Raw genomic sequence first — 26,892 nt, forward strand, 5'->3', positions numbered from 1 at the left:
ACTCCAGCATGAGATCTGAGAAGACAACAATTTTGTCCGTACGCAGGCCTGAGCCTTAAAACCCGTGTTGAGAATAGTCTTTTGTGCCTGCGGTTATCAGCTTGTAGACACGTTCACTGATAATACCCTGTTCAAACTTCGCCTTGGCGTCCACCGTCATTAACTGACCGCGTTCACGAACGAGTCGTCGGGTAACAGCGGTTACTTCGTTCGGATCAGACTCCAGCAGGATGTCGCGCGTTGCTTCGTCAAACACCAGATATTCCCGCAGCGCCACCCGTTTTTCATCCACGGTCGGCACCAGTTTTTGCCAGATACAGAGGCGAATGGTTTCGAGAATATCAATAGTGCGCCCAAGGCGCTCTTCACCGGCAAAGGAGGTTACGAGGCGGCGCATGGTTTCGGCCACACCCGACGTGTGCAGGGTTGTATAGACCGGGTGACCGGTTAACGCGGCCTCAAGGGCGGCACTGATGGTTTCCGCGTCACGGCACTCTCCCACCATGATGAGCCGCGGCTTGCGCCGAAGGGCGTTACGCACACCATCAGCGAAATTTGGCAGATGACGGGGAATTTCTGACTGGCTGACCACGGAAGATGCAGCTTCAATTTCATCGTAAACAAATTCAATGGGCGCTTCGTAGGTTAATACCTTGCGGTTAGACTCATCCGCTTCGATGAGGCTTCGAATAATGGATGCCAGCAGGGTTGATTTTCCTGAACCGGTGGCGCCAGTAATAAATACGATGCCTTCCTGTGGGGCTATGGCTTCGAGTATGTTCTCAGGCAACCCCATGGATTCAAGTTTTGGCGGAGTAGTCGGGATGGTACGCAGCGTTATCTGGATAGCATCATGTCCCTCAACAAGGCATGCAGTACCATTCACCCGGTAGCGGTAACGCAGACCACGGTTTGGACGAAATTCAAAATGCGTATCAATGTCCTTACCGGATAAAAGTTGCGTTGTAGCATTAGGGCCGTAAATGTTGTTGATAAGGTCGCCCACTTCCGTATTCGAAAGGCGCCGGTTAGTCAGACGCAAAAGCCGTCCATACACCTCAGCATAGATGGGTTCGCCTGTCTGGATGGTGATGTCAGACGCGTTCAGGCTCTCGGCATGCTCCAGCATTTTCTCCATGAAAAGCGGGGTAAACCGTGATGGCTCATCCGGCATGAAGTTCAGGTTGTTCATGGCATCCCCCGGTCATTAATGGGTGCAATCACGGGTTGCCAGGCTTTGCTGGTGATGTTGATTTCCGCACCGCGCGCGACTTTTTCCATGTTGCGATACTGAGCAAGGGTATTTTCCTCTCGGGCAACGGCGGCGCGCCACTCTTCGCTGTTGACATTCAGTGCCGGCAGAGCAGTGATGCGCAGTACACGGTCATCGATATGAATTTCATTCGCATCCCCGGTAACGCCGAGGTCTGTGTGCGATACAAACGGTGCCGAGACCATGTTCATGGCCAGCAGCTTTCGATAAAGAATCATGCCTGCAAAGTCTTCCTTGATGCGTGCAACGCTTTCCTCAAGAATGGTGTTGGCCTGTTCAATGCCGTTTTTCCAGCCTTTTTCGATGTAATGGCACCACAATTGTCGTTCGGCACGGGTTTTCGGGAGCAGGGTAACATTGGGGTACTCAGGCTTTTTATAGTCCATCCAGAGGTATTGGCGCCAGTTTGGCGGGGTCGTGACAAAACGAGCCTGCTTTGAGACTTTATAGGTTCTGTCGGAGACGCGGATGGTCTGGGTATCAGCAAGGTTCAGCGTGTTACGGCCTTCCAGAAGCACCGGTGGCAGCACATTATGTTCAAGCACGAGAGCGTTAAAGTCAAAAATGGTGTCCAGACGGCGCGCCTGCTTGTTAAGCTGCTCGTCAATTTCCTTGGCGCGCGCGGCAAGAGCTGCCTGCGCACCAAGACTCAGGGCGGTTTCACGCAAAGCCATTTCACGAATTTTGCTCATTTGCTGTGAGGTACGTGAGCGCGTGCGCGCGGTTCCACCGGTATCGGCCATTGACTGAAGGCCGGCCAGTGAGCCGGTATCTCCGGTTCGCTGTGGCGTGCGGGGGGCGCAGCCGCCGAGCACCAGAGCGGCGGTCACAAGAAGACTAGGAATAAATTTTCGCATAGCGCAATTCAACAACCTGACTGTTGGGATAGACATGGATACTGGCCTTGCTGCCAGCCTGATAGTCGATATCACGAAGGATTTCAGCAAGACTTTTGTCTTCAGCGGTAATGCTCACCAGTACGGGAATCGCGGGCTCTCGTCCAAGCACCCGCAGGCGAAAATGTGCGGCCTTCGCCACGCGCTCGGTAACTTCCTGCACCGGCCCCGCCCAGTCGACGGAAGCGCGTGCCTGGAGGTCATAGGCATTGGGGATGCTCAGGGTATTATCGTGTGCTGGCGGGGTAATAACTTTCTCCACCCGTGCCATGGCATACATGGATTCACTGACAGAATTAGCCGCTTCAGCAATTTTGATGGACGCATCATCAGCCGGCGCATTCACTGGCGGCTTTTTAAACGTAGTGGTGGCGCATCCGGCCAGCAGGGCGGCAACTGCGACAAACAGGATGAATCTCTTCTTCATTAGGGCTTGATTGGATTGGATAGAGTCTCCGTTGATTGAAACAGTAGACTTACTGCTTGTCAAGAAGATTCGCGCCATCCGGCTGATTCGCGTATGAAGGATTTGGTTCAACGCGACCATATCCACAGCGCATAGTGCGAAAGTCCCGCCCGACCTTCTCGAAGCACCTGAAACGCCGCAGGGGGACTGAGGGGAGCCGCGGCTTCAACATACAGGACGCCCTCAGCTGTCAGCAGGCGGTTCTTTTCAATATGTGCAAGGCAGCTTTCAAGAAGACCTGCATGATAGGGGGGGTCGAGAAAGATAATATCAAAGGCGGTGCTGGCCTCAGCAAGATATATGCAGGTATCGGTTTTAATTATCTGCAGCTCAGGACGCTTAAGTGTCTCGGCAACGCGCTGCAGGCTGGCGTGCGCCTTTGCGTCTTTTTCGAGCATGACAACGGCGTTTGCGCCGCGTGAGAGTGCTTCAAAACCGAGCGCGCCGCTGCCGGCAAAGGCATCAAGGCAACGCGCTTCATGCATGCGCGGCATCAGCCAGTTGAAGAGGGTTTCACGTACTCGGTCCGTGGTCGGGCGTAGACCCGGGCAGTCCGGCACCGGGATTTTCCGACCGCGAAACCGCCCGCCAATGATGCGAATACCAGGCTTCAAACCATTTTCCCTACTGATACGGTTAACATCTGACCGGGTTTAATATGCTTCTGAAACGCCGTTCGTATGGCATCGGCATTGACCGCGTTGATGCGCGCCAGGTACGTGTCGAGATACTCTTCAGGCAGGTTATAGAATGCGATTTTTAACAACAGCTCGGCAATGTTGCGGTTACCGGAGAGCGAGAGCGGGAAGCTGCCCTGTAAAAACTGCTTCGCCGCGGCAAGCTCTGCGTCTGTTGGTCCTTTCGCGACGAAGTCCTTAAGGGTATCGCGTGTCAGCGCGAGTGCCTCTGCAGCACTTGCCGTTTTAGTCGATAGACCAATCAAAAACGGGCCACCGGCCGGCATGGGGGCAAACTGGCTGGACACACCATAAGTAAGACCACGGCGATCGCGCACCTCAAGGCTGAGTCTCGACACAAGAGTTCCACCCCCCAGAATGTAATTGCCGACTGTAAGGGGAAAATAGTCTGGAGAATGATGGTCAATGCTGACTTCGCCAAGGCGAAGCACCGTTTGGCTGGACGGAAACGGGACCGCTGCATTCTCCGCAGTTGTAAGCGGGGACGCTTTGGAAATGACTGGCGCCGGTGCGCCTTTTGGCAGGTCGCGGGTGATGGCGTCTGCAAGCGCGTGCGCTTTTTGAGAATCAATATCTCCAACCAGCACCATGACGGTGTTACGTCCGGTAAAATACGTTTTGTAAAACGTTCGTACGTCATCACGCTTTATGGCATTGACGCTTTCAATGGTACCGGTGACGGCATGCGCATACGGATGCGTCCCATAGAGTTTTGCAAAAAACGTGTTGCTGGCCACGTTGTCGGGGGATTCATTGCCTTCATGAATCGCCATTTTCTGCAATTCTTTCTCACGCAGAACAGCCTCATTATCGAAATCAGGATGAGCCAGCATATCGGCAAACACACCGGTCGCCTCACTCAGGGCTTCGGGTTCGGTGAGGGTGCGAAGACTCAGAGCCAGCATGGTACGGCTTGTCTGAGCGCGAAACTGTGCGCCGGTGTTTTCAAGCCGCTCGGCAATCTGTGTTGCATCCTGCCCGCGGCTGCCTTTGTCGATAAGGCTTGCTGTCAGCATGCTGAGGCCTGGATGTTTGTCATCCCAAGCGCTTCCTGCGGCCAGTGCCACATTGATATCGAGCATCGGCACTTCGTGTGCGGGATAGAAGACCACACGAACCCCGCTGGTGGTCACCCAGCGTTCGGTACCAGGCAGTATGGCCTTTGCTGCGCAGGCAAAGCTTGCAAGGCAGAGGGGGAGGGCAAGCAGGGAAGTTTTCATCACGAGGCCCCGTTTTGTGGTTCAGGAAAAAGTTCGGCTTCTGTCAGCGATTGCGCGCGGAAATACCGTCTGGCAACGTCCTGGATATTCTCAGGCGTCACGGCACGGATACGTTTGACATAGTCCGCGCCTGTTTTTTGGCCAAGCCCGACCGTTTCAAGCAGTCCGATTTCCATTGCCTGACCAAACAGCGAATCTTTCTCAAAGGTTTTTTGCGCAATTATCTGGTTTTTGACCCGCTGGAGCTCTTTTTCGGAAACCTTTTCGGTTTTCAGCGCATCAAGGGATTTCTGCAGCGCGCTGGCAAGCTCTCTTGAGGTATGGCCTGCTGCGGGAGTGCCAAAAACGATAAACTGCGTCGTGTAGCGCGCATACAGGTTATACCAGGCACTGGCAGATGCGGCGATGCGCTCCCTGCGTACAAGTTCACGCTGAAAACGCGCGCTTTCGCCGCCATCAAGAATACCGGCGATGACTTCCAGCGCATACGCATCTTCAGGATTTTTGGCCGTGGTGACGCCCGGGACGGAATAGCCGAGCATGACCATTGGCAGCTGCGCCGGTGCGCTGATTTGCACGGTCTTTTTACCGAGCGCCGGCGGCTCCATAACAGTTTTGCGTTCTGGCAGCGAAGAGGGCTTCAGGTCGCCAAAATATTTTTGCGCAAGCGCTTTCACGTTTTGCGGATTTACATCGCCAACCACCACCAGTGTCGCGTTATTGGGCGCGTAATAACGGGCGTACCAGGTACGGGCATCCTCAACGCGCATGTGCTCAAGATCGCTCATCCAGCCAATAACCGGGCTGTGGTAAGGTGCTGAGAGATGGGCTGCGGCCATAAAGCGTTCAAAGGCGAGTGCTTTGGGATTGTCATCGGTGCGCATGCGCCGCTCTTCCTGGATAACGCGGATTTCCCGCGAGAATTCCTGAGGGTCAAGCAGCAGGTTTTTCATCCTGTCGGCTTCAAGCTCCAGCATCAGGGGGAGATTTTTAGCCGCAATTTTTTCGTAATACGCGGTGTAATCATTGTTGGTGAACGCGTTTTCTTCACCGCCAATGGAGGCGACAGTTTTTGAAAAGACACCGAGAGGGTAGCGTTTGGTGCCCTTGAACATCAGGTGCTCAAGCGCGTGAGAGACTCCGGTGATGCCGGCTGGCTCATCGGCGGAACCCACGTTATACCATATCATGGAAACGGCCACCGGCGCGCGATGGTCTTCTTTTACGATAACGCGAAGCCCGTTATCCAGCTTAAACTGCTCAACGGCGGCAAGAGCGCTGCCTGCACAGAGTGCGAGCAAAAATGGCAGAAGTTTAGGCATGCTAACCCTGTGTTGAAAAAGGTGATAGAATTCCACATTTAACTATCGTTGTACACCCCATGATGAAATGGTTTAAGCGAAACACCACGCCCGAAGCTCCGACCTCACACGAGCCCGGCACGCAGGTTGCCCTAGAAGCGCCTCGCGGGATTTTTGAACGCTTTCGAGAGGGGCTTGGAAAGACGCGCCACCAGCTTGGGGAGCGCATTGGCCGACTGTTTCTCGGGCGTAAGGAAATCAGCCCCGAACTTCTTGAAGAGCTGGAGACGCTGCTTATCAGCGCGGATGTCGGCATTGACACTGCTACGCGGCTTACTGATGCGCTGCGGGCACGCCTCGCGCGCCATCAGTTGAAAGATTCAGAGGCACTCTTTACGACACTGGAAGAAGACCTGCGTGCGATTCTTGCCCCCTGTGCCCAGCCGCTCGAACCAATGACTCCCGATGCCAGTCCCTTTGTGATTCTTATGGTCGGCATTAACGGCGCCGGTAAAACGACTACGGCCGGAAAACTGGCCCGCCACTTTCGCGAGCAGGGCAAGCGGGTGATGCTGGCTGCAGGTGACACGTTTCGTGCTGCGGCGGTTGAGCAGTTGCAGGCCTGGGGCGAGCGTAACGATGTCGCGGTGGTCGCGCAGAGCACCGGTGCTGACAGCGCATCGGTGGTTTTTGATGCTTTTCAGTCAGCAAAAGCTCGCGGGATGGACATCCTGATAGCTGATACGGCCGGGCGCCTGCACACTCAGGGCAACCTGATGGAGGAATTGCGCAAGATTCGCCGTGTCCTGCAGAAAATTGACCCGGCGGCACCGCATGAAACGATGCTGGTGCTTGATGCAGGCATTGGCCAGAATGCGGTTAATCAGGCACGTGAATTTCATGAGGCGGTGGCGGTAAGTGGTATCACCATGACCAAACTCGATGGCACGGCGCGGGGCGGCATACTTCTCGCCATCGCCGATACCCTGAAAATACCGCTTCGATTTGTGGGCATGGGTGAGGGGATTGACGATCTGCGTCCCTTTGACGCGAACGCATACGTTCGCGCCATTCTCGGGCATGATGACGTTCCTGAACACGGGGAGTGAAGACATGATTCGTCTGGAAAAGGTTTCCAAGCGTTATCCTGGGGGATTTGAGGCGCTGTCGCAGGTGGATTTTTCCATGGAGCAAGGAGAAATGGTGTTTTTGACCGGGCACTCCGGTGCCGGTAAAAGCAGCCTTCTGAAACTTGTGTGCGCGCTGGAACGCCCGACCGCGGGCCAGATAACGGTTAATGGCGTGCGTCTCGATACGTTAAAAAAATCCGGTATTGCACCTTTTCGCTCAACACTTGGCATAACGTTTCAATCGCCTTTTTTCGTGAGCGACCGCACGGTTTTCGAAAACATTGCCCTGCCGCTTCATATTCAGGGAATGCCCGGCGCCATACTCCAGAAGCGGGTGCATGCAGCCCTCGACAGGGTGGGGCTTCTTGACCGTGCAAACAGCCTGCCTCCGCAGCTTTCTGCCGGCGAACAGCAGCGTCTTGGCCTTGCCCGCGCCATTGTGCACAAGCCCGCACTCCTGCTCGCAGACGAGCCTACCGGTAACCTTGACCCGGGGCTTTCGGTGGAAATCATGCGCCTTTTTGAACAGTTAAACCAGGCGGGAGTCAGCGTGCTGGTGGCCACTCACGAGCTGGGCCTTATAGCCAGCATGAAGCACCGGATTGTCTGCTTAAAAGGAGGCCGCGCATGTTGAGCCGAATGTCCCTGCGTCTCACGCACCACCGTCAGGCCGCCCTGAGCAGTCTTAATGAACTCGCCGCGCGTCCACTCTCAAGCCTTTTTACGATGACGGTTATCGCGCTTGCGCTGACGCTGCCAACGCTGCTGTGGGTAGTGTCTCACAACCTCTCAGGCCTTAAGGTGGACTGGCGTAACGGGGGCCATATGGCCGTGTACCTCAAAAGTGGCGTTACGGAAGAAGAGGCCCGTGCCGTGCGCGATACGCTCGCGAGCCTGCCGGGCGTTGGCGATGCCGTGCTGAAACTGCCGGCCGAAGGGCTTGCCGAGCTTGCCGCTGAGGGTGGCATGGGAGAGGTGCTCCAGTACCTTCCAGATAATCCGCTGCCTGCCGTGATTGATGTCACGCCGTCACTGTCGGTCACCTCTGAAGCGGCTGAAGATGCGCTTCTCGACCGTTTGCGCACAAGCGCGCTGGTTGAAGAGGTTCAGGAAGACCGCGCCTTTGTCACCCGACTGCATGCGCTCATGAATCTTCTGAACGCCTTTGACCGCGGACTGATGCTGCTCCTTGCCGGTGCGGTCGTGTTGATTATTGGCAATACGATGCGACTCCTGATGCATGCGCGCATGGAAGTGATTCGTGTATTGAAGCTTGTGGGCGCGCCTGACAGTTATATCGCCCGTCCGTTTCTCTATTCTGGAATATGGCTTGGTACGGGCGGTGCTCTGCTCGCGCTCTTTTTTGCCGAGTCGCTGCTCTGGAGCCTGCGTAGTGCCGTAAACGGAGTAGCAGAAGCGTATGCTACGCAATTTAGCGTTCAGGGTGTCAGTTTTATGCAGACCGTGCTGACGGTATTGCTCGCGGCACTTCTGGGCTGGATGGGGGCAAAGCTCGCGGTTCTGCCTTTTTTGTCGCGCGATGAGGGTGCACGGACTTGACCGGAGAGCCTCGATTGCCGTAGCATGCTCATTGTTCTTAAAATGTGCTAAAATGAATCAAGTTTTTTCATTTGATTGAACAGGAGTGTATCCATGAATCAGTCCCTGCAGCTTTCCGCCCTGCATGTACCGGTTGGCAGTCTGGATGCCTACATCCATCACGTCAACCAAATCCCCATGCTCTCACCTGAGGAAGAGCTCGCCTGTGCGCGCCGCTTTCACGAAGAGGGTGATCTTGAGGCGGCGCGTCGACTGGTTCTGGCACATTTACGGTATGTGGTGCGGGTGGCGCGTGGATACCTTGGATACGGTCTGCCGCTTGGCGACCTTGTGCAGGAAGGCAACATCGGCCTTATGAAGGCGGTGAAGCGTTTCGACCCCACCATTGGCGTGCGGCTGGTGTCTTTCGCCATTCACTGGATAAAGGCGGAAATTCACGAATACGTTGTGCGCAACTGGCGCATCGTTAAAATCGCCACCACTAAAGCTCAGCGTAAACTTTTCTTTAATTTGCGCCAGGCACGCAAGCGTCTTGGCTGGCTGAGTCCTGAAGAGGTTGACGCCATCGCCGGAGATTTGTCCGTCACGCCGGAAGATGTTCGCCTGATGGAGCAGCGCATGTATGCGGCAAATGTGTCCTTCGATGCCACCGATGAAGATGACGACAGTCCCGCCCAGGTACCGGAGCGCTACCTGCAGGCCGCAGACAGCGATCCGCTGCATATTCTTGAGCAGGAAGACAGCCGTGATTTAGGACGTGAGTCCATGTTCCACGCGCTTGATGGCCTTGACGATCGCAGCCAGGACATTATTCGTCAACGCTGGCTGGTAGAGAACAAAGCCACGCTCCACGAGCTTGCTGATAAATACCAGGTGTCTGCTGAGCGTGTGCGCCAGCTTGAGAAAAACGCCATGAAAAAACTTCGTGATGCCATGATGCAATAATTGTCAGGGACAACCCTTAAGAGAAACCTTCCACGTTCTACCATTCAACACTGAAAAGGAAAACTATGGCCAGCAGTTCGCAGAAGATACTGGATTTAATTGGCGCAGAATGCGTTGCAGTTCGGTCGCATCCATTTGGGGAGCAGGCTGAGGTGGCAGTCGGTAATCCCATACTCACCATCGAAGGTCGTGATTATTCACCGGATGACCCAACGGCGGTTGAAGGGATGACAGACAGAGGGCGAGCGCTTTTCTGGAAGAACTGCTCAGACAAGGGGCGTGATTCCACGCACTACCTTGCATTCGCCGCCGTGATGCTGGCACTTGAAACGGGGTTATTTGAAGAAGACGTGGAGGACGCTGAAAAATACGCCATCCTCATCAAGCGCGCTCACCGTTTTTGTGAGCTGGCTGGAGGCCTTGAGAAGGCAGGCTGTCGCGACTGGAAAGAGACCGTACTCTCCGCCTCAAATGAAAAGTTACCGCTTTTACTGGACGCGCCTAAACAAACAGGGGCGTTGGTGAAGGCTTTACGCGGGCAGTCTACTCCTGACCCGCTGCAGCTTTTAGTGGCATTGGATGCGGCAGCACTGAAGAGTATTCTCGAGAATGCCGACACCCATGTGGCAGAAGCCGCGCGTGGGGTGAAACTGTCTGAAAAATGGTGCCAACAGCCGGAAGCTGAGCCTACAGAAGCGTCATCGCCAGGGCCTTCCTGTCGTTAATTCCTGACAGGGGTGCTGATTGCGCCCCTGTCGCTATTCTTACGCTTTCCCATGCGGATGAAACTGCTCATGTTCGGTGCTGCCTTTAAGCGCCGTTGTACTGCTTTGACCCTTCATAATGGTGTTTTGCACCGCGTCAAAATACCCCGTGCCTACAAACGCCTGGTGTTTCGTTGCGCGAAAACCATCTGCTTCCCGGCGCATTTCCTGCTGCTGCAGCCTTGAGTAGGCGAGCATGCCTTCTTCACAGTAGGATTTGGCGGTTTCAAACATGGCAAGATTTAAACAGTGCCAGCCGGCAAGGGTGATGAACTGGTAGCGATACCCCATGGCAAAGAGTTGTTCGCGAAAGGTTTTCAGGTCGTGCTCGGAGACGTTCGCCTGCCAGTTAAACGATGGCGAGCAGTTGTAGCAGAGCAGCTTGCCCGGGAAGCGCGCGTGAATGGCTTTGGCAAACGTGCGGGCTTCCTCAAGATTGGGTTTGGAGGTTTCACACCAGATGATATCGGCAAAGGGCGCATAGGCCAGTCCACGGCTGATGGCCTGCTCTAATCCGGGTTTGGTATAGTAATAGCCTTCGACAGAACGCTCACCGGTCAGGAATTCCTGGTCGTTGGGGTCTATATCGCTGGTTATCAGGTTGGCGCCATTCGCATCTGTTCGGGCGATAATGAGGGTTGCCACGTCCATGATGTCAGAGGCAAGGCGCGCGGCCACCAGTTTATTGATGGCCTCCATCGTCGGCACCAGCACCTTGCCTCCCATGTGGCCGCATTTTTTGGCGGATGCGAGCTGATCTTCAAAATGAACGGCAGCGGCACCGGCGCGAATCATGTGCTTCATGAGCTCAAAGGCATTCAGGTTGCCGCCAAATCCAGCCTCGGCATCGGCAATAATGGGCGCAAACCAGTCGATGGAAGTGTCGTTGCCGAGGCGGTGAATTTCATCGGTACGCAACAGGGCATTATTAATCGTTTCAACGAGTTTTGGCACGGAATCCACCGGATACAGGCTCTGGTCAGGATACACCTGACCCGCGCTGTTATGGTCACCCGCCACCTGCCAGCCGGAACAGTAAATGGCCTTAAGTCCGGCCTGAACCGCCTGGATAGCCTGGTTGCCGGTCAGGCAGCCAAGAGCCGTCACCGGCTGGTCTTCCTGCAGCATACTCCACAATTTATGGCAGCCATGAGCGGCCAGCGTATGAATAATGCGAAGCGTGGGACGCAGTCGAACCACGTCTTCGGCGCTGTAATGGCGCTCAATACCGTGCCATCGGGGGTTGGTTGTCCAGTCTTTTTCAAGACGCTGAATCTGCTCCCGTGTGTCCATGGCGATTTCCTTCTATGAGATAGGGATATGCAACGGTTGTAAGAAAATCTTCAAATTTCGTGCCAAAAATCAGGGTATCAAGTACTTTGTGTGCATGCTGGAGCGCCTCTGCTTCACTGCTCTTTCCCGTTATGGCTTGCATTTCTTCCTGAAAAATGGCCTCCATCATGGAGCGCAGCAGCGATTCACGCAAAGGTCCGATGCCTTCAACGGGGGCGGCAAAGTGCAGCCACTGCCAGAGCTGAGCGCGACAGATTTCAGCCGTAGCCGCGTCTTCCATGAGGTTATTGACAGGCACACAGCCGTTCCCCAGGAGCCAGGATTTCAGATATAAAAGTCCAACGCGGATGTTATTGCGAATGCCATCTTCCGTTATTTTGCCCTGAGGTATGGAGAGAAGGTCTTCGCGCCTGATGTGCACATCAGGCTGCCTTGAGAGTTGATGCGGACCAGGCATTCCCCGGTTAAACGCCTCCATGGCTACAGGAATGAGGCCTGGGTGTGCTACCCATGTGCCATCATGACCGGCATTCACTTCACGTGTTTTATCCTCAAGCACCCGCAGAAAGGCTTCTCTGTTTGCCACTTCATCATTGCGAATCGGTATCTGTGCGGCCATGCCCCCCATCGCATGTACGCCCCGACGGTGGCAGGTTTGAATCAAAAGGTTCACATAGGCTGCGAGAAACGGGCTGGTCATGGTGACTTCGGCCCGGTTTGGAAGGATGCAGTCAGGGTGGTTACGGAATTTTTTGATGAATGAAAAGATATAATCCCAGCGCCCGCAGTTCAGTCCTGTGATGTAATCACGAAGCGCATAAATGATTTCATCCATTTCAAAAGCGGCCGGAATGGTTTCAATCAGCACAGTTGCCTTGATGGAGGCATGCGGCATGTGAAGAAAGCGCTCTGCTTCCGTAAACACGTCAGCCCAAAGACGTGCCTCAAGATGTGATTCCATTTTGGGCAGATAATAATAGGGTCCTGTATTATGGCGCTTCAGGGCTTCAGCGTTATGAAAGAGATACAGCAGGGCGTCAAAGAGCGAGGCGGACATCGGCTCACCATCCACCAGTACGTGCGCCTCATCAAGGTGCCAGCCACGCGGGCGCACCATCAGAACGGCAGTTTCTTCGTTCAGGGCGTAGTGTTTACCAGAGTTTGGGTCTGTAAACGTGATGGTTTTGCGCACGGCATCAAACAGGTTGCGCTGACCGAGCAGGCAGTTTGCAAAGGTCGGTGCATTGGAGTCTTCAAAATCCGCCATGAAAACGCGCGCGCCGCTGTTGAGCGCGTTTATCATCATTTTTCGCTCCACGGGGCCTGTGATTTCCACGCGCCGGTCCTGCAAATCATGGGGAGTATTGTCAAGGCGCCAGTTGCCCTTGCGGATGTTTTCCGTTTCCGACAGAAAATCGAGCGTTCCACCACTATCCAGAAGTGCCTGTCGCGCCTCGCGTTTTTTTAGAAGTATCCGGCGTTCTTCTCGAAAGTGCCGCTCCATGTGTGTCAGAAAATCCATGGCCTCTGGTGAAAGGATGAAGGCTGCTTCAGCGGGGACAGTTCCACGCAGACTGATGCCGTTTTTTTTCATGCGCTGCATTCCGTTGATTAAAGGCGTTTTTTTAACTATAGAAGAAAATTACAAAAAAATCGCGCGTAATTTTCTGGACTATTTTCAATAGCCGTACTACGTTGAAAAGACCTGTCTTCGAACAGGAACAATCACGCAATCACTTTCAAGGAATGAAAAATGATGACGAACAACTGGCACAGCGTAATTTACATGAAAAGTCCTATGCAATGGGAAAAACTTCAGGAAATGATGAAGTGGGATGGTGTTGAGAGCATGTGGTCCACGAGCGGCAAATGGGACTGGTGCATCAAGCTTGACAAAGGCATGTCTACTCCCGAAAAAACAGAAGCATTTATTGCCCGCATGCGTGATGGCAAATGGGCGACAGAAACCCAGACGAACTGGTGGAAAGAAATGCCCCGTTAATTCGGTGGCTTTTTCAAGGGGCGCCTTCAGGCGCCCTTTTCTTTGGAAAAATGTTCAAGCAGCCAGGTTTGTGCACTGTGGCGTCCCGAGGTGTTCGCAAGATAGCTGCCATCGGCCTGCATTTCCCACGCGTCACGGTTGTCCTTCTGGTAGTTTTTAATAATTTCCTGACGAATGCGCTTCTGGCACTCTGCATCCAGAATCGGATATAAAATTTCAATGCGGTTATAGAGGTTGCGCTCCATCAAATCCGCACTGGAGCAAAACATCGTTTCTTCTTCGTCTGCCAGAAAATGGTAAATGCGATGATGTTCAAGAAAACGCCCCACAATGGAGGTCACACGGATGTTTTCTGAAACACCGGCAACCTGCGGTTTAAGGCAGCAGATGCTGCGCACAAAAAGATGGATTTTTACGCCGGCTATCGATGCCTCGTATAAAGCCTTTATCATGGTTTTGTCGGTGAGGCCGTTCACCTTGATGAAAATTTCCGCGTTCTTTTTTGCAAGGGCTGCCTGTGTGCATTTTTCAATCTGTTCAAGCAGGCATTTTTGCAGCGTAAAGGGCGCATTGAACAGCGACTTCAGCCGCACCGTTTTACCAAGGCCCGTCAATTGCTGAAAAATCATCTGGACATCAGTCGTGATAGACGGCTCACTGGTCAGCAATCCCATATCCGTATAGCGCTGCGCCGTTTTTTCATGATAATTACCGGTACTTAAATGCACGTAGCGCTTGAGTTTCCCATGAAAACGGCGCACCACCAGCGTCATTTTTGCATGTGTTTTATAGCCTACAACCCCATAAAGCACCAGCACTCCTGCCTCATGCAGACGGTTGGCCAGTTTGAGGTTTGATTCTTCATCAAAGCGCGCACGCAGTTCGATTACGGCGGTGACCTCCTTGCCGGAACGCGCCGCTTCTGCAAGCGCACTTACCATTACAGAGCCCGAATGCGTGCGATAGAGCGTTTGTTTGATGGCGAGCACCTGAGGGTCGGCGGCTGCCTGGCGCACAAAATCAATCACTACATCAAAGCTTTGGTAAGGATGGTGCAGCAGGATATCCTGCTCATCAAGAACCGCAAACAGGTTTCGCCGGTTCTCCATGAACATTGGATACTGCGGTTTGAAGGGTTGATAATTTAAATCAGGGCGGTTGATGCTGTTAACCGCACCAAGATAGCGATGCAGATTCACCGGTCCATCACAAAAATAGACATCTTCATGGCGCAGGTGGTGTTTTTGCAGGAGAAAATCCACGGTGGAAGTCGGGCACGCGGCATCTACCTCAAGCCGCACCACATGTCCGTAGTGGCGTGAGAAAATTTCTCGCTGAACCGCTGCGGCAAGGTCATCGACTTCTTCATCACGCAAAAACAAATCACTGTTGCGTGTCAGCCTGAAAGCGTGGCAGCCGCCAATTTCCATGCCGGGGAAAAGGTTACCAACGTGCATTTTGATGATGGAGGACAGGTGTACAAAATAAGTGCCATCAGGACAAAGCTCTGAGGGCAGGCGCAGCATGCGCGGCAGTGCGCGCGGTGCATGCACCACGGCATAATCGATGTTTCGGTCAAAGGCGTCCTTGCCACTTAAGGCGATAATGAAATTCAGGCTTTTATTGAAAAGCCGCGGGAAGGGGTGCGCTAAATCGAGCGCGATGGGGCTGACAATCGGCAGTATTTCATTTTTAAAATAGTGCTTGGACCACATGATAATATCGTCAGACCATGCATCTGTCGGCAGAAAATGGATGGATTCGCGCGCCATCGCCGGCAAAAGCTCGGCGTTATAAATGCGGTAGAGTTCATCTGAGAGGCGGTGAGCCCCCTTGCTGAGATGCGAAAACAGTTCTTCCGCAGGCTGGCCGTCCAGCGCAGGGCTGCGCGAGGAGAGTGCGATTTTTTCGCGCAATCCTGCCATGCGGATTTCAAAAAACTCGTCCAGATTCCCGCTGCAGATACAGAGAAAACGCATGCGCTCAAGAAGCGGCACCCGCTCATCATGCGCCAGTGCAAGCACGCGCTCGTTAAACGCGAGAGCGGAGACTTCGCGGTTGATGTAACAGTCCGGGTGACTCAATTCAATCGCCATGGTCCACATCCTTGATGTTTATATCAACAGAGTAGTGTCCGTCAGCCACTCTGACAAGGTGGTGTGCTTTTATTGAGCAGTCTTAACAGGTACCACTTCCATGACCCGGGCAAGCCAGGTGCGGGTAGCGGCATCAACGAGGAGGTGGGTGCGTCCGTAAAAGACGGCGTCAGGCGAGCAGTCAAGCAGCCATACAAAGAGCGGGCTGCAGGAGAGCTTAAAATACTGACGCCCCTTACTCTGTACCTGTACACGTTCACGCTCGAGAAGCGCTCCAAAGGGGAGGTCGGTCTGTAAAACCCCTTCACGTACGCCTGCCGGCAGAGCGCTAAGATTAATGACAATCAATGCCGCTTCAATTATCCGTTTTTCATTGGGCCTGCCTTTTACATCCACCACCATCCGAATGGCGCGCGCCAGTAGCCCGGTCGAGGTACTGTGCACCTCCAGCAACCGTTCAATACGCGGTGAACGCGCGTAAAAACGTGCGAGTCCCGGCGTCAGGAGCGGTGCCGTGAGCAGCCTGTCCCAGGGGGCGGGCAGCGCGTTGCGGTCGCAGAATTCAAAGGCCATGGCGGGTTGTATGCTGAAGACGAGCGTAAGCAGGAGGGCGCTTGCAAATGATGGCATTATGAGGGCCAGGTCTGTCGCAGAAACGTTGGATAATCGCAGCAGAGGCCATCGGGCTGCAGGTGTGCGGCCAGTGCATGAATCACAGTTTTGCTGCGCGATTCAATGCTGAAGCTGAAATAGACGCCGCCATTGTGCGTGATGCGGGTGAATTCCATCAGACAGCCTGCGGGGATGCTGAATTCGCGGATGAGCGCCGTTTTGGTAATTAAAAGCCTCGGATGCGCCGTTTCCCGCCGATGAACGAGCTCGCCTGCCAGCAGGTGCGCGAGACCCGGCAGCGGGGTGTCAGGCGGCACTTCATGCAGGTTGATTTTTTTACCATACCCATACAGGTTGCCATCGCGTGCAATGAGCGGCTTATAGACAAGGCGATGGTTGCGCCGTTTGAGGTTTGCCGGAAGGTCATCGAGGAGATAGTAAGTATCAGTACGGTGTTTGGTTTTAAACTGTGTGAGTTCCAGAAAGGATGCATCAAGCCCCTGCAGAAGAATGGGGCGGTCGTGTGGCCAAAACCAGCGCATTTCCCAGCGCAGCGAACCTTTAGGCAGGTCGGTGTTCGGCGGAAAGCCAAAGGCTGTTCCCGTTGTTTCAAAGTTCCAGAACAGACGAGTGTTCATGCGGTTCCTGTGGCTATTCCCATGCCCTTTTATAACGAGTATACTCGGCCTTTAGCTTGTTGTTAATAAATGATTTTGATGCCCCATTGACAGGGAGAACAGGGAATGATGCTGACACTCGGAATGTTTCTTATCTGGTTTATCTTTACCGTTGCCGTTCTTGCGAATCAGTGGGGGAAGCATGTCTGGACCGCAGGTTCTATTCTCTGGCTGCTGGCACTGGCTTTTATTGCTAAAACCTCTACGTTTACCGATATGCTGTTCTGGGGTGGCATTGTCATTACTATCGCTGTCCTCTATGTAGAACCGCTGCGCATGTGGATTGCCGACCGCCTGTTTCAGCACGCACGAAAATCCGTTCCTAAACTCTCGAGCACGGAAGAAGAAGCCCTCAACGCGGGGGATACCTGGCTTGAGCAGGATATATTTACCGCCAGCCTCGACTGGGAGCGTCTGCAAAAGGTGCGCACAACACTCACGGAGGAAGAGCAGGCCTTTCTGGATAACGAAACCAATACGCTTTGCGCCATGGTGGATGAGTGGTCGGTCCGACAGTCCCATGACCTGCCGGAGGATGTCTGGCAATACATGAAGGAAAAACGTTTTTTTGGCATGGTTATTCCGAAGGAATACGGCGGCCTTGGATTTTCGGCACGCGCGCACTCTGAGGTGGTGATGAAGCTTGCTACCCGTTCTGGCGCGGCGGCGGTCACTGTCATGGTGCCAAACTCTCTGGGGCCAGGTGAACTCTTGTGCTATTACGGTACGGAAGAACAAAAACAGCGCTGGTTGCCGCGCCTTGCCAGCGGCGAAGAGATTCCCTGCTTTGCACTTACTGAACCAACAGCCGGCAGTGATGCCACGTCTATTCAGTCTAAAGCCATTGTGATGGCGCGCGAGGTGAATGGCGAGCGGGTACTGGGGCTCTCGGTTACGCTTGAAAAACGCTGGATAACTCTGGCACCTGTAGCAACGCTTGTCGGTCTTGCGGTTCAACTTCATGACCCTGACAAACTGCTAGAAGGTGTGGGATGTGAGGGTATTACCTGTCTATTAATTCCCCGCGACACCAAAGGTCTTGAAATTGGCAACCGCCATTTGCCGGCCGACCAGCCCTTCATGAACGGAACCCTGCGCGGGAAAGACCTCTGGGTTCCCATCGACAGTATTATCGGCGGGCAGAAAAACGCGGGCCTCGGCTGGAAAATGCTGGTAGAGTGCCTTTCTATCGGTCGTTCGATTTCGCTGCCGGCTCTTGGAGCGGGTACCTCAACCGTATCGTATCTCGCCACCAGCGCGTTTGCGCGCATCCGTCGTCAGTTCGGGGTTGAGATTGGCCAATTTGAGGGCGTGGCAGAGAAACTCGCTGAAATTGGCGGCCTTAATTATCTCATCAACGCGACCCGGCTCCTGACCGTTGCGGCCGTTAACGAACACAAAAAACCCTCGGTAGCTTCGGCTATTGCAAAGTATTTTAATACCGAGTTTGCGCGTATTGTTATCAATAATGCCATGGATATTCATGGCGGGCGCGCTGTAGTGGTCGGGCCCCGCAACTATACGACTGGCCTTTATCAGAGCATTCCCATTTCCATTACTGTTGAAGGCGCCAACATCATGTCGCGCAACCTGCTCATTTTTGGTCAGGGCTCGATGGCGTGTCATCCGTTTATCCGCGATGAGTTTTATGCCATTGCACGCGATGATAAGGCCGCATTTCGCAAGGCCATCTGGGGACACATCAGCTACTTCATGACAAATTTCGGCAAAACAGTCACATCTGCCTTTACAGGTGGTGGCTTTATCAAAGTTCCTGCGGGACCTTTCAGCAGCGCATACTCGAACCTGTCCCGTTTGTCAGAAGCCTTCGCGTGGATTGCTGATCTTGCATTGATTGTGCTGGGCGGTGATTTGAAGCGGCGTGAACGCCTTTCCGCCCGCCTTGCGGATGCCATGTCTTACCTGTACATGGCAATGGCGGTCATTCGGGTTGCTGAAGAACACAATGCCGATGCTGAAGAATCACTGCATGCGCATTGGGCGCTGCAATATTGCTTCCACCATGCTGAAAAGGCCATGCTTGCGTTCTGCCGGGAATTTCCGGTTCGCCCGCTTGGAATATTGGCGCGTTTTATCGCGTTTCCCTATGGACAGCGCATGCGCGTTCCCGGCGACAGGCTTGAGGCAAAACTTGCAAAAGCCATGATGGGCAATAACAGCTATCGTAACCGCCTCATAAAGGACGCCTATTTGTCTGGCAATCCCGAACAGCCCCTCGACAGAATGGAACATGCGCTCCAGCAGATTATCCGTAATGCAGGGCTTTATGAGAGGGTTCCTGAAATGCGCCGCGTGGGCGCGTGGGATGTCAAGGCGTTTCTTAACACGAAAGTGGCCGATGGTAAACTTTCCGCCGCCGAGGCAAAAGCGCTGCTTGACGTTGAAAAAGCGCGCTGGGATGCCATTCTTGTTGATGAGTTTACGCCGGCTTCGATGAAGAAAATGCACTTCCAGTCCTGTGTTGGTAAATACCCATCGCCGTTTGATGACAAGGCGTAAGTCATAGACTAGACTTCCCTCGCGGCATCGCTGCGGGGGGCTTGAGAGGATTTACATCCTCTTAACGTTTAGGCGCCTGAAGAAGCCTCCATCTTGAAAAATTCTCTGGTATGATTAAAACAGCGGATAACTGATTCGGAGTGTTACCATGGCTCTACCCATAACCCATCGTGGCAGCGGTATTGTGCGACCGCCGCTTACTTCTGAAGTGGTGGGAATGAAGCTGCCTCAGACGGCTTCCAGTCCTGAAGCCGCACAATATGCGGTTGTCCGTTTGCAGGAAGAACTGACCCTGCGTCGTTTTGACAAAGAATACATCAGTAACATGGTTAATAAATTTAATAACTGGGCAGGTCAGGTAACGCAGTTTAGCGAATCACCTGAATCGGCCATGAACCTGCGCGCCACTCAGGCCTGCAGCGAACTTGACCCCGGTGCCGGTTATCAGGCGCATTTTGCCGTCAGTAACGAGGGAGAGTATCAGCGTGTCTGGTTGTCGCAGACAGGAGACGTCTTACCGGAGAACGTAATTGCGGCACTCGATAAGCAGGTGGATGCTTCCATGGCATCCCGTGGCATGACCCTTCGGGACGGACGCTTTATAGAAGTGGGCGCTGAGGGTAATGAACGACGCGTTAATCCAGATAAGGCGCGCGATATCCTGCAAAACCGGGTTAAGCGCGATCTTGAGCAGCGCGGTGTAAGCCTTGGCCGTGTGTATCTGCATGATTATCAGCAGCCCGCACAGAAAGCGGCGGCCGCACCAAAAGTTGCTGTCGACAGCGCAAAACCCTCTGTTAATGCCACACCAGAACCGGCACCAGAACAAAACGTGCGCCCCAACCAGTCGCAGTCCATGTAAGTTACTGGCTCCTCACACCAGAACCTGCGCCTCCATGAGGCGCTGCGTGGTGCCAATATCGGTCCATATGCCTCTGTGAATCATTCCAAATGCCAGTCCTTGTTCTGCGAGTTCCCGCCAAAGCGGTGCAATACGATACCGTCCTGGCTTTAATGCCTCAAGTACACTCGGGTGGTAGCAGGTGATGCCCGCTGCCGTGAAGCGCCGTTCCCGGTTGCTTACGCGTCCATCCTTAAGGAGGCCGAAATCCCCGTCAGCGTTATGAAGGGGATTGTCAACGAGCACAAGTTTTACCAGCGCATCTTCAGATAATGTCAGCGTTTCAAAAGGGAAATCTGTAAAAATATCGGCATTAACCGTTATAAAAGGCGCGCTTCCCAGTAAATGGCGTGCGTTATAAATCCCGCCACCCGTTTCAAGTCCGCCCGGGGGTTCGGGCGCATAGTCAATCTCTACGCCAAAACGCTGCCCATTTCCAAGACAGGCACGAATCTGTCCGCCGAGCCACGCATGGTTAACGACAAGATGCGAAAATCCCGCAAGGCGCAGGCGTTCAACATGCCAGACAATTAACGGTTTGCCCCCAACTTCGCACAAGGCCTTGGGCAGGTGGTTTGTCAGAGGCTTCAGACGCTCGCCGCGTCCGGCAGCAAGCAGCATGGCAGTCTTCATGGCAGATGAATCTCCGTTCGCATCCAGCGGTAAAAGTCTGAAAATTCGTCCATACCCTCAAGTGCGGCCAGCGTATAGTCAAGCACGAGCGGCAAGTCGCTGAGATAGCGCGGCTTGTTGTCACGCAGGCTGAGACGCGAAAAAATACCAAGCACTTTCAGATGGCGTTGCAGACCACAAAGCGCGAAGTCCTTCAGGAAAACTGATTCTGATGTTTTCAGCGCCTCGGGAAGGCCTGCGTAATACGCCAAGGCTAAACTTTCCACCTGTTCCAAAGGCCACTGGATGTAGCAATCTTTGAGCAGCGACACGGCATCATACGTCCATGGGCCATAGACCATGTCCTGGAAGTCAATGACACCGAGTTCCGGCTGTGAGCTCTCCGTTGCCAGTACCATTAGATTGCGTGAATGATAGTCGCGGTGCGTCAACACGCGCGGCTGGCGGCTGACTGCGTTCGCGAGGGTTTGGAAGGTTTGCGTAATGAGCAGGTTTTCCTCGCTTGAAAGCGTGCGCTTTAGCAGTTTAGTGACAAACCAGTCGCGAAAGAGCGCAAGCTCCTGCAGCAACAAAGCGCTGTCAAAGACAGGAATTTCAAGCATCGAGGCGTTAATCGTCTGCAGGCGATGGAGAATATCAAAGGCCGCAGCGTACAGGGTGTCAACATTGGAAGCGTTCAGTACCGAGAGCATCAGGGTATCGCCGAAATCTTCCAGCAGTGCAAACCCCTGTTGGGTGTCGCTGGCATGGATGAGCGGCGCTCGAACGCCACCCTGATGCAGCAGGGCGGCAATCGACAGAAAAGGCATTAGCGCCTCACGTTGTGGCGGCGCGTCCATTGCCATGTAGCTACTTCCCCGACAGTTGACGCGGAAGTAGCGTCTGAAGCTCGCATCGCCTGTGAGCGGCGCAAACGTCAGGTCGTTCGTCGAGAGCGTCTCAATGAGCCATTGCCGTAGTGTGTCTTCACGGTTTTGCATGATATACTTCCTGCCTTCTTCTGGCTTATGTGCTCAAGATGCATGCGTAAGCCGGGTGCGCGTTCCCCATAACGGAGACGCAGGGATTTGCGAAGATTATAGGGTGTTTCTGTGGCAGTGAACAACTGGCGGTATTACACGCTGACAGGCAGCATGGTTCTGGTAGCGGGTTTGCTCATGGGAGCTGGCGGCTCCAATTCTGACAAAGAGACGGTTGAAGTCGTTAAGGCATGCGTGATTGCGCGCGATACCGAGCTGACAAAGCCTGTGCGCATGAGTGTGGCGCGTTGCCTTGGCTGGCAGAATGATGCCGCCCGGCAATCTCAGTCCTGTGCGGGTTCGTATACGCCGCTGGTCGTCAAGCCGCAACCGCCAGACACCATTGAAATCACGGCTGATGCGGTTTCTTTTCGTAACGAGGGCGCATCAAAACTGACCGGTGCCGTAGAGGTGCACGAAAGTACCCGTATTGTCAGCGCCGATACCGCATGGCTCTATCGTGATGCGAAAACCCACGACATTAACCGTGTTGTTCTTCTCGGCAACGTACGTTACCAGGAGCCGGGTCGGTTGATGATAGCGCGCCGCGCCACGTTGAATCCGCAGGACAAATCGGGCCGGGTTGAAGAGGTGCTCTACCGTTTTGACCCAACGCGCCCCGAGGAGGCTCTCCCGGCATGGGGGCGTGCCGCGTTCGTTGAGCGTTTTGCCAACAGTGACTATCGCATGCGGCGTGCTACCTGGACAACCTGCGCACCTGAAGACCGCTCATGGGCCATTGAGGCGGAAAACATTGATATTAACAATGCCAAATCTCAGGGGGTGGCCCGTAATGCGCGCCTGCGAGTCGGTGGAGTGCCGCTTCTTTATACGCCGTGGATGTCTTTTCCCACCACCAAAGAACGTAAAACCGGTTTTCTGATGCCAATGACCGGCTATTCAAACGTCAATGGATTTGACCTGACCCTGCCGCTCTATCTTAACCTCGCTCCTAATTATGATGCGACACTGTTTCCACATCTTTATTCTGAGCGTGGCGTGATGATGGGGGGAAATTTCCGCTACCTTCTGCCGTCATCCACCGGTATCATCGGAGGGGATTTTTTACCCCGTGATAGAGCATTTGCACATTTTCTTGACATAAACCAGCCGAATTATCCAGAGCTTGATGGCCTGTCAACCAACCGCTGGTCATTTTTCCTCAATAATGAAACCCATTTTACCGATAATCTGCGGATGCATCTGCAATATCAGGACGTATCAGACGACTATTACCTGCAGGATTTCAGCACAAACCTTTCCGTACTGACCGAGCGTCAGCTGCTGCGTCAGGGGGATGTCGCCTATACAACGGATCACTGGCTGCTGCGCGGGATGGTGCAAAGCTTCCAGACGCTGCAGCCTGTCAACCAGACGCCGGTCTCGCAAATTTACGAACGCCTGCCGGAGCTTCTGGCACTTGGTAACTACAGCGACCTTCCCATGAACCTGGTCTTTAACATCCGCGGACAGTTTGACCAGTTCCGCTGGCCGGATGAAGAGCAGTCTGTCAATCAGGGGCCACGCTATTATCTGAATCCGAGCCTTGCCCTGCCCCTGTCACGGCCGTGGGGCTACACCACGCCATCAGTAGATGTGATTACCAACTATTATGAAGTTACAAAAAACGGCACCGTTCCCACGCAGCATTTTGACCGGTTTATCCCGCGCCTCAGTCTGGATAATGGACTGTTTTTCGAGCGACCGAGCCAGCTTTTTGGTCAATCCTTCACGCAGACGCTGGAGCCACGTCTGTATTATCTGTATGTACCGTTCAGGAATCAGGCGGAAATTCCGGTGTACGATTCCGGCTACATGATTTTTACGACTCAACAGCTCTTTAGGGATAACCGTTTCTCAGGATTTGACCGGGTTGCCGATGCCAACCAGCTTGCCTGGGGCGTGACCTCGCGCCTGCTTTCCGATGCATCAGGCCTTGAGAAGGCCAGTGTAGGCATTGGCCAGATTCGGTACTTCAGTACGCGCCGGGTGCAGCTTTGCCAGTCAAAGACCGGGGAATGCGAAGATAATCCACACATTCTTGGTTATACTTCGCCCTTTACCAGCACCTCGCCTTTTGCGACAACGGGCATGCTTCGCCTGAATCCGGTTTTGAGTGTCAATGGCGGTTATGTCTGGGATACGGGTTTTAATACCACCAACAATGCAAGCTTCAACCTCCATTATCAGACGGCTGATAACCGTCTGGTTAATCTTGGATATACCTTCCTTGTAAACGGTGATATCACCCAGGTCGCGAACAGTCCTATTGAAGACAACAACCTGAACCAGGCCAGTTTCTCCTGGGCGTGGCCGCTGACAGACCGCTGGAACAGTCTCGGCGCTTATGGCTACAACATCAGCAAGGGATATGACATGCTGACTTTTCTGGGGCTTGAGTATGATAACTGCTGCTGGGCGATGCGTTTAATGGGGGGGCGCACGTTCAGCAACCTGAACAGCGTCCAGCGGCCTCAGTACAATAACCATGTATTCGTACAATTTCTGCTTAAGGGGCTGGGCTCGGTTTCCAGCAGTGATCCGGCGAGCGCTATCCGTACGTATATTACGGGTTATCGTGATAAATTCCATAATGGATGATGCCGGCAGTTTACAATTAACCAGGTTGCTTGTATTTTGTGTACTAATACCTGAATGGGGGAAGATGCATGTTTCGGCGATTGAAAAGTTGGACGGTTGTGTTGTCAGTATTTTGTGTGATGGCACAGGCGCAACCGCTTGACAGCGTGGTGGCGGTTGTCAACGATGCGGTGATAACGTCCAGCGAGCTGGATGCGCAGGTAGAAGCGACACGCAAACAGATTGAGGCGCGTCACATGCAGGTTCCGCCGCTCAATGTCCTTCGCAGGCAGGTGCTGCAACACCTTATCGATGTCGATTTACAGCTGCAGATTGCCAAACAGAACGGGTTAACCATCGACAATGCCGAGCTGAATGATACCATCAGCAAAATTGCTGAATCGAATCATCTGAATATCACGCAACTGCGTGAGGCGCTGGCGTCACAGGGTATGGACTGGGCATCGTATCGCGAGAATATCCGCAAGGAAATCCTAATGAGTCGCCTGCAGCAAAAGGCGGTTGGCAAGGACATCAACATCACCAGCCAGCAGGTAGAGGATTATCTTCAGACCTCCTGGGAGCCGGACAGGTCAGACCAGCTTTTCAGGCTCCAGAATATAGTAATTCCATTGCCGGAAGAACCCACGCCGGCGCAGATAGAAAAGGCACGCAGGAAAGCGCTTGATTTAGTGGCGAAGCTCCGTAAAGGGGAAAATTTTGAGACACTTGCGATTGCTGAATCAAGTGGCGAATATGCGCTTGAAGGGGGCGACCTTGGTGAGAGGCATCTGACAGAGCTGCCCGAAGTGTTTGCGAAAGAAGTGGTACGGCTTAAAGTGGGGGAAGTCGCGGGGCCACTTCGCACCGGGAACGGTTTTCAACTGATAAAACTTGCCTCCACCAGTGGCAGACCGGAGAACCATCAGGTTACTAAAACGCATGTGCGGCACATTCTACTCAAACAGGATGCGCGCATGACCACCGAGGAAGCCCGCCGTCAGATAAATAATCTCTACCAACAGCTTCAGTCCGGAAAAGATTTCGCAAAACTGGCTCAGCACTATTCTCTTGATGCAGCAAGTGCCGTGAAGGGCGGGGATTTAGGCTGGGTAACATCGGGTGAGATGGTGCCGGAATTTGAGAAAGTAATGGATAAACTTGCGCCAGGAAAAATCAGCAAACCGTTCAAAAGCCGTTTTGGCTGGCACCTTGCAGAGGTTCTGGAGCGCAAGATTGAAGATGATACGGCAAATTTCAAACGTCAGCAGGTGCGACAACTGCTGCATCAGCGTAAATTTAACGAAGCCGTGCAAAACTGGCAACAACATTTGCGTGCCGATGCGTATGTCAAAATTCTCGATAAGGCACTGGCATGAAGCCGCTGCTCGTTACGAGTGGCGAGCCGGCAGGAATAGGTCCAGATCTTTGTTTGACGCTTGCCGGATACCCAAAGCCACTTGTAGTTGCAGCAGACAAGGATATGCTTCTGGAGCGCGCCCGCGCGCTTCATCTTACGGTTGAATGTGTTCCTTATCGTGCAGATGAGCCGGTGATTCCAGCGCCAGAACGTCTTACGGTCATGCATATTCCGTGTGCCGCTCCAGTGCAGCCAGGTGTACTTGACCCGCGTAATGCGAAATACGTCCTCGAACTGCTCTCAGCTGCGGCTTCAGGTTGTATGACAGGTGAATTTTCCGGCGTTTGTACCGCTCCCGTTCATAAAGGCGTTATTAACGATGGTGGTTTTCCCTTTACCGGCCATACGGAGTATTTTGCCGAGCAGTGCGCGGCACCACAGGTAGTGATGATGCTGGTCTGTGAGGTGATGCGTGTGGCGCTTGTCACCACCCACATGCCCCTGCATCAGGTTGCAAGCCATATAAAACGCGCACACCTCGAGCGGGTTTTAACTCTTGTTCATCATCACTTGCAGCGAGACTTTGGCGTGTCGCATCCTGTTATTGCTGTTGCCGGATTGAACCCACATGCAGGCGAGGGCGGGCATCTTGGGACAGAAGAAATCAGCGAAATCACACCTGCTATAAACGCACTGCGGGCGACTGGGATGGACATACGCGGTCCCTTTTCCGCTGACACCATGTTTGCCGACATGCATAAAAGTGGCATCGACAGTTATGTCGCCATGTATCACGACCAGGGATTGCCGGTATTGAAGTACGCGGGTTTTGGAACAGCGGTCAATGTAACCCTTGGTTTGCCGGTCGTGCGAACTTCAGTAGATCACGGCAGCGCCCTTGAGCTGGCAGCGACAGGACGCGCCCATAACGGCAGCCTGCTCGCAG

At 53.7% G+C, this 26,892-nt stretch carries 24 protein-coding genes (1 of these 24 cut by a window edge); 11 read left to right on the forward strand and 13 right to left on the reverse strand.

From position 1 onward, the window contains the following. Nucleotides 1–55 precede the first annotated feature (55 nt). From dotB to E4T54_RS07295, 6 genes are all read right to left on the reverse strand, one after another. Nucleotides 56–1,174, reverse strand: coding sequence for a Dot/Icm type IV secretion system ATPase DotB (gene dotB, locus E4T54_RS07270; RefSeq protein WP_028387258.1), 1,119 nt, complete (start codon nt 1,172–1,174; stop codon nt 56–58). A gap of 14 nt (nt 1,175–1,188) precedes the next feature. Next, nucleotides 1,189–2,130 carry a type IV secretion system DotC family protein gene (locus E4T54_RS07275; protein WP_028387257.1) on the reverse strand — a complete coding sequence of 314 codons (942 nt, stop codon included), beginning with the start codon at nt 2,128–2,130 and terminating at the stop codon, nt 1,189–1,191. Next, on the reverse strand, nt 2,111–2,596 hold the full coding sequence (gene dotD / locus E4T54_RS07280) for a type IVB secretion system lipoprotein DotD (protein WP_035903748.1): 486 nt from the start codon (nt 2,594–2,596) through the stop codon (nt 2,111–2,113). Before dotD ends, E4T54_RS07275 begins: the two co-directional genes overlap by 20 nt. 107 nt (nt 2,597–2,703) lie before the next feature. Beyond that, a complete protein-coding gene (gene rsmD, locus E4T54_RS07285) occupies nt 2,704–3,249 on the reverse strand; it encodes a 16S rRNA (guanine(966)-N(2))-methyltransferase RsmD (RefSeq protein ID WP_028387255.1) in 546 nt (181 codons plus the stop codon). Further along, nucleotides 3,246–4,553 carry a M16 family metallopeptidase gene (locus tag E4T54_RS07290; RefSeq protein WP_028387254.1) on the reverse strand — a complete coding sequence of 436 codons (1,308 nt, stop codon included), beginning with the start codon at nt 4,551–4,553 and terminating at the stop codon, nt 3,246–3,248. Before E4T54_RS07290 ends, rsmD begins: the two co-directional genes overlap by 4 nt. Further along, nucleotides 4,553–5,875 (reverse strand): M16 family metallopeptidase, encoded by a 1,323-nt coding sequence (locus tag E4T54_RS07295; RefSeq protein ID WP_028387253.1) that lies wholly within the window; start codon nt 5,873–5,875, stop codon nt 4,553–4,555. The genes E4T54_RS07290 and E4T54_RS07295 overlap by 1 nt, the downstream gene beginning before the upstream one ends. 59 nt (nt 5,876–5,934) lie before the next feature. On the opposite strand from E4T54_RS07295, the gene ftsY reads away from it, so the two are divergent. From ftsY to E4T54_RS07320, 5 genes are all read left to right on the forward strand, one after another. Beyond that, nucleotides 5,935–6,963 carry a signal recognition particle-docking protein FtsY gene (ftsY, locus tag E4T54_RS07300; RefSeq protein ID WP_028387252.1) on the forward strand — a complete coding sequence of 343 codons (1,029 nt, stop codon included), beginning with the start codon at nt 5,935–5,937 and terminating at the stop codon, nt 6,961–6,963. Nucleotides 6,964–6,967: 4 nt separating this feature from the next. Next, on the forward strand, nt 6,968–7,618 hold the full coding sequence (gene ftsE / locus E4T54_RS07305; RefSeq protein ID WP_028387251.1) for a cell division ATP-binding protein FtsE: 651 nt from the start codon (nt 6,968–6,970) through the stop codon (nt 7,616–7,618). Next, complete coding sequence (gene ftsX, locus E4T54_RS07310; RefSeq protein WP_028387250.1) at nt 7,612–8,544, forward strand: permease-like cell division protein FtsX; 933 nt, start codon at nt 7,612–7,614, stop codon at nt 8,542–8,544. Before ftsE ends, ftsX begins: the two co-directional genes overlap by 7 nt. Nucleotides 8,545–8,637: 93 nt before the next feature. Beyond that, the gene (gene rpoH, locus E4T54_RS07315) at nt 8,638–9,489 is read left to right on the forward strand and encodes an RNA polymerase sigma factor RpoH (protein ID WP_028387249.1); all 852 of its coding nucleotides are present in this window, start codon (nt 8,638–8,640) and stop codon (nt 9,487–9,489) included. 65 nt (nt 9,490–9,554) lie between these two features. Next, nucleotides 9,555–10,214 (forward strand): hypothetical protein, encoded by a 660-nt coding sequence (locus E4T54_RS07320; RefSeq protein ID WP_028387248.1) that lies wholly within the window; start codon nt 9,555–9,557, stop codon nt 10,212–10,214. A gap of 39 nt (nt 10,215–10,253) precedes the next feature. Here the strand turns inward: E4T54_RS07320 and aceA are convergent, their stop codons facing one another. Next, nucleotides 10,254–11,546 (reverse strand): isocitrate lyase, encoded by a 1,293-nt coding sequence (gene aceA, locus E4T54_RS07325; RefSeq protein ID WP_028387247.1) that lies wholly within the window; start codon nt 11,544–11,546, stop codon nt 10,254–10,256. After that, nucleotides 11,515–13,140, reverse strand: coding sequence for a malate synthase A (aceB, locus tag E4T54_RS07330; protein ID WP_051551048.1), 1,626 nt, complete (start codon nt 13,138–13,140; stop codon nt 11,515–11,517). Before aceB ends, aceA begins: the two co-directional genes overlap by 32 nt. 159 nt (nt 13,141–13,299) lie before the next feature. On the opposite strand from aceB, the gene E4T54_RS07335 reads away from it, so the two are divergent. Continuing rightward, complete coding sequence (locus E4T54_RS07335; protein ID WP_238582810.1) at nt 13,300–13,548, forward strand: hypothetical protein; 249 nt, start codon at nt 13,300–13,302, stop codon at nt 13,546–13,548. Between the two features lie 26 nt (nt 13,549–13,574). On the opposite strand, the gene ppk1 is transcribed toward E4T54_RS07335, so the two are convergent. The 3 genes from ppk1 to E4T54_RS07350 all read right to left on the reverse strand — a co-directional run bounded on the left by ppk1 (nt 13,575) and on the right by E4T54_RS07350 (nt 16,894). Beyond that, nucleotides 13,575–15,644: a polyphosphate kinase 1 gene (gene ppk1 / locus E4T54_RS07340; protein ID WP_028387245.1), complete on the reverse strand. Its 2,070-nt coding sequence runs from the start codon at nt 15,642–15,644 to the stop codon at nt 13,575–13,577. A 69-nt stretch (nt 15,645–15,713) separates the two neighbouring features. After that, nucleotides 15,714–16,274 carry a hypothetical protein gene (locus tag E4T54_RS07345; RefSeq protein ID WP_028387244.1) on the reverse strand — a complete coding sequence of 187 codons (561 nt, stop codon included), beginning with the start codon at nt 16,272–16,274 and terminating at the stop codon, nt 15,714–15,716. Next, a complete protein-coding gene (locus E4T54_RS07350; RefSeq protein WP_028387243.1) occupies nt 16,274–16,894 on the reverse strand; it encodes a hypothetical protein in 621 nt (206 codons plus the stop codon). The genes E4T54_RS07345 and E4T54_RS07350 overlap by 1 nt, the downstream gene beginning before the upstream one ends. A gap of 111 nt (nt 16,895–17,005) precedes the next feature. Here E4T54_RS07350 and E4T54_RS07355 point away from each other — a divergent pair, with 111 nt between their 5' ends. Both E4T54_RS07355 and E4T54_RS07360 read left to right on the forward strand, forming a co-directional pair. Further along, the gene (locus E4T54_RS07355; RefSeq protein ID WP_028387242.1) at nt 17,006–19,453 is read left to right on the forward strand and encodes an acyl-CoA dehydrogenase; all 2,448 of its coding nucleotides are present in this window, start codon (nt 17,006–17,008) and stop codon (nt 19,451–19,453) included. Between the two features lie 148 nt (nt 19,454–19,601). Beyond that, a complete protein-coding gene (locus E4T54_RS07360) occupies nt 19,602–20,315 on the forward strand; it encodes a hypothetical protein (RefSeq protein WP_028387241.1) in 714 nt (237 codons plus the stop codon). A 12-nt stretch (nt 20,316–20,327) separates the two neighbouring features. Here E4T54_RS07360 and murU read toward each other — a convergent pair whose 3' ends face one another. Together murU and E4T54_RS07370 are read right to left on the reverse strand one after the other, a co-directional pair. After that, nucleotides 20,328–20,987, reverse strand: a complete 660-nt coding sequence (gene murU / locus E4T54_RS07365) for an N-acetylmuramate alpha-1-phosphate uridylyltransferase MurU (protein WP_028387240.1) — start codon at nt 20,985–20,987, stop codon at nt 20,328–20,330. Then, nucleotides 20,984–21,967 (reverse strand): aminoglycoside phosphotransferase family protein, encoded by a 984-nt coding sequence (locus E4T54_RS07370; RefSeq protein ID WP_028387239.1) that lies wholly within the window; start codon nt 21,965–21,967, stop codon nt 20,984–20,986. The genes murU and E4T54_RS07370 overlap by 4 nt, the downstream gene beginning before the upstream one ends. Nucleotides 21,968–22,078: 111 nt before the next feature. Between E4T54_RS07370 and E4T54_RS07375 the strand changes: the two genes are divergently transcribed. The 3 genes from E4T54_RS07375 to pdxA form a co-directional block, all read left to right on the forward strand. Next, nucleotides 22,079–24,607: an LPS-assembly protein LptD gene (locus E4T54_RS07375; RefSeq protein ID WP_238582808.1), complete on the forward strand. Its 2,529-nt coding sequence runs from the start codon at nt 22,079–22,081 to the stop codon at nt 24,605–24,607. A 68-nt stretch (nt 24,608–24,675) separates the two neighbouring features. Further along, entirely contained in the window at nt 24,676–25,965 is a 1,290-nt protein-coding gene (locus tag E4T54_RS07380; protein ID WP_028387238.1) for a peptidylprolyl isomerase, read from the forward strand. Next, nucleotides 25,962–26,892: the 5' portion of a 4-hydroxythreonine-4-phosphate dehydrogenase PdxA gene (pdxA, locus tag E4T54_RS07385; RefSeq protein ID WP_028387237.1), read on the forward strand. The gene runs 56 nt beyond the window's last position; only the first 931 of its 987 coding nucleotides appear in the window; the start codon lies at nt 25,962–25,964; its stop codon lies off the right edge, out of view. Before E4T54_RS07380 ends, pdxA begins: the two co-directional genes overlap by 4 nt.

This window comes from Legionella geestiana (genome assembly GCF_004571195.1).
GTDB lineage: Bacteria > Pseudomonadota > Gammaproteobacteria > Legionellales > Legionellaceae > Legionella_B > Legionella_B geestiana.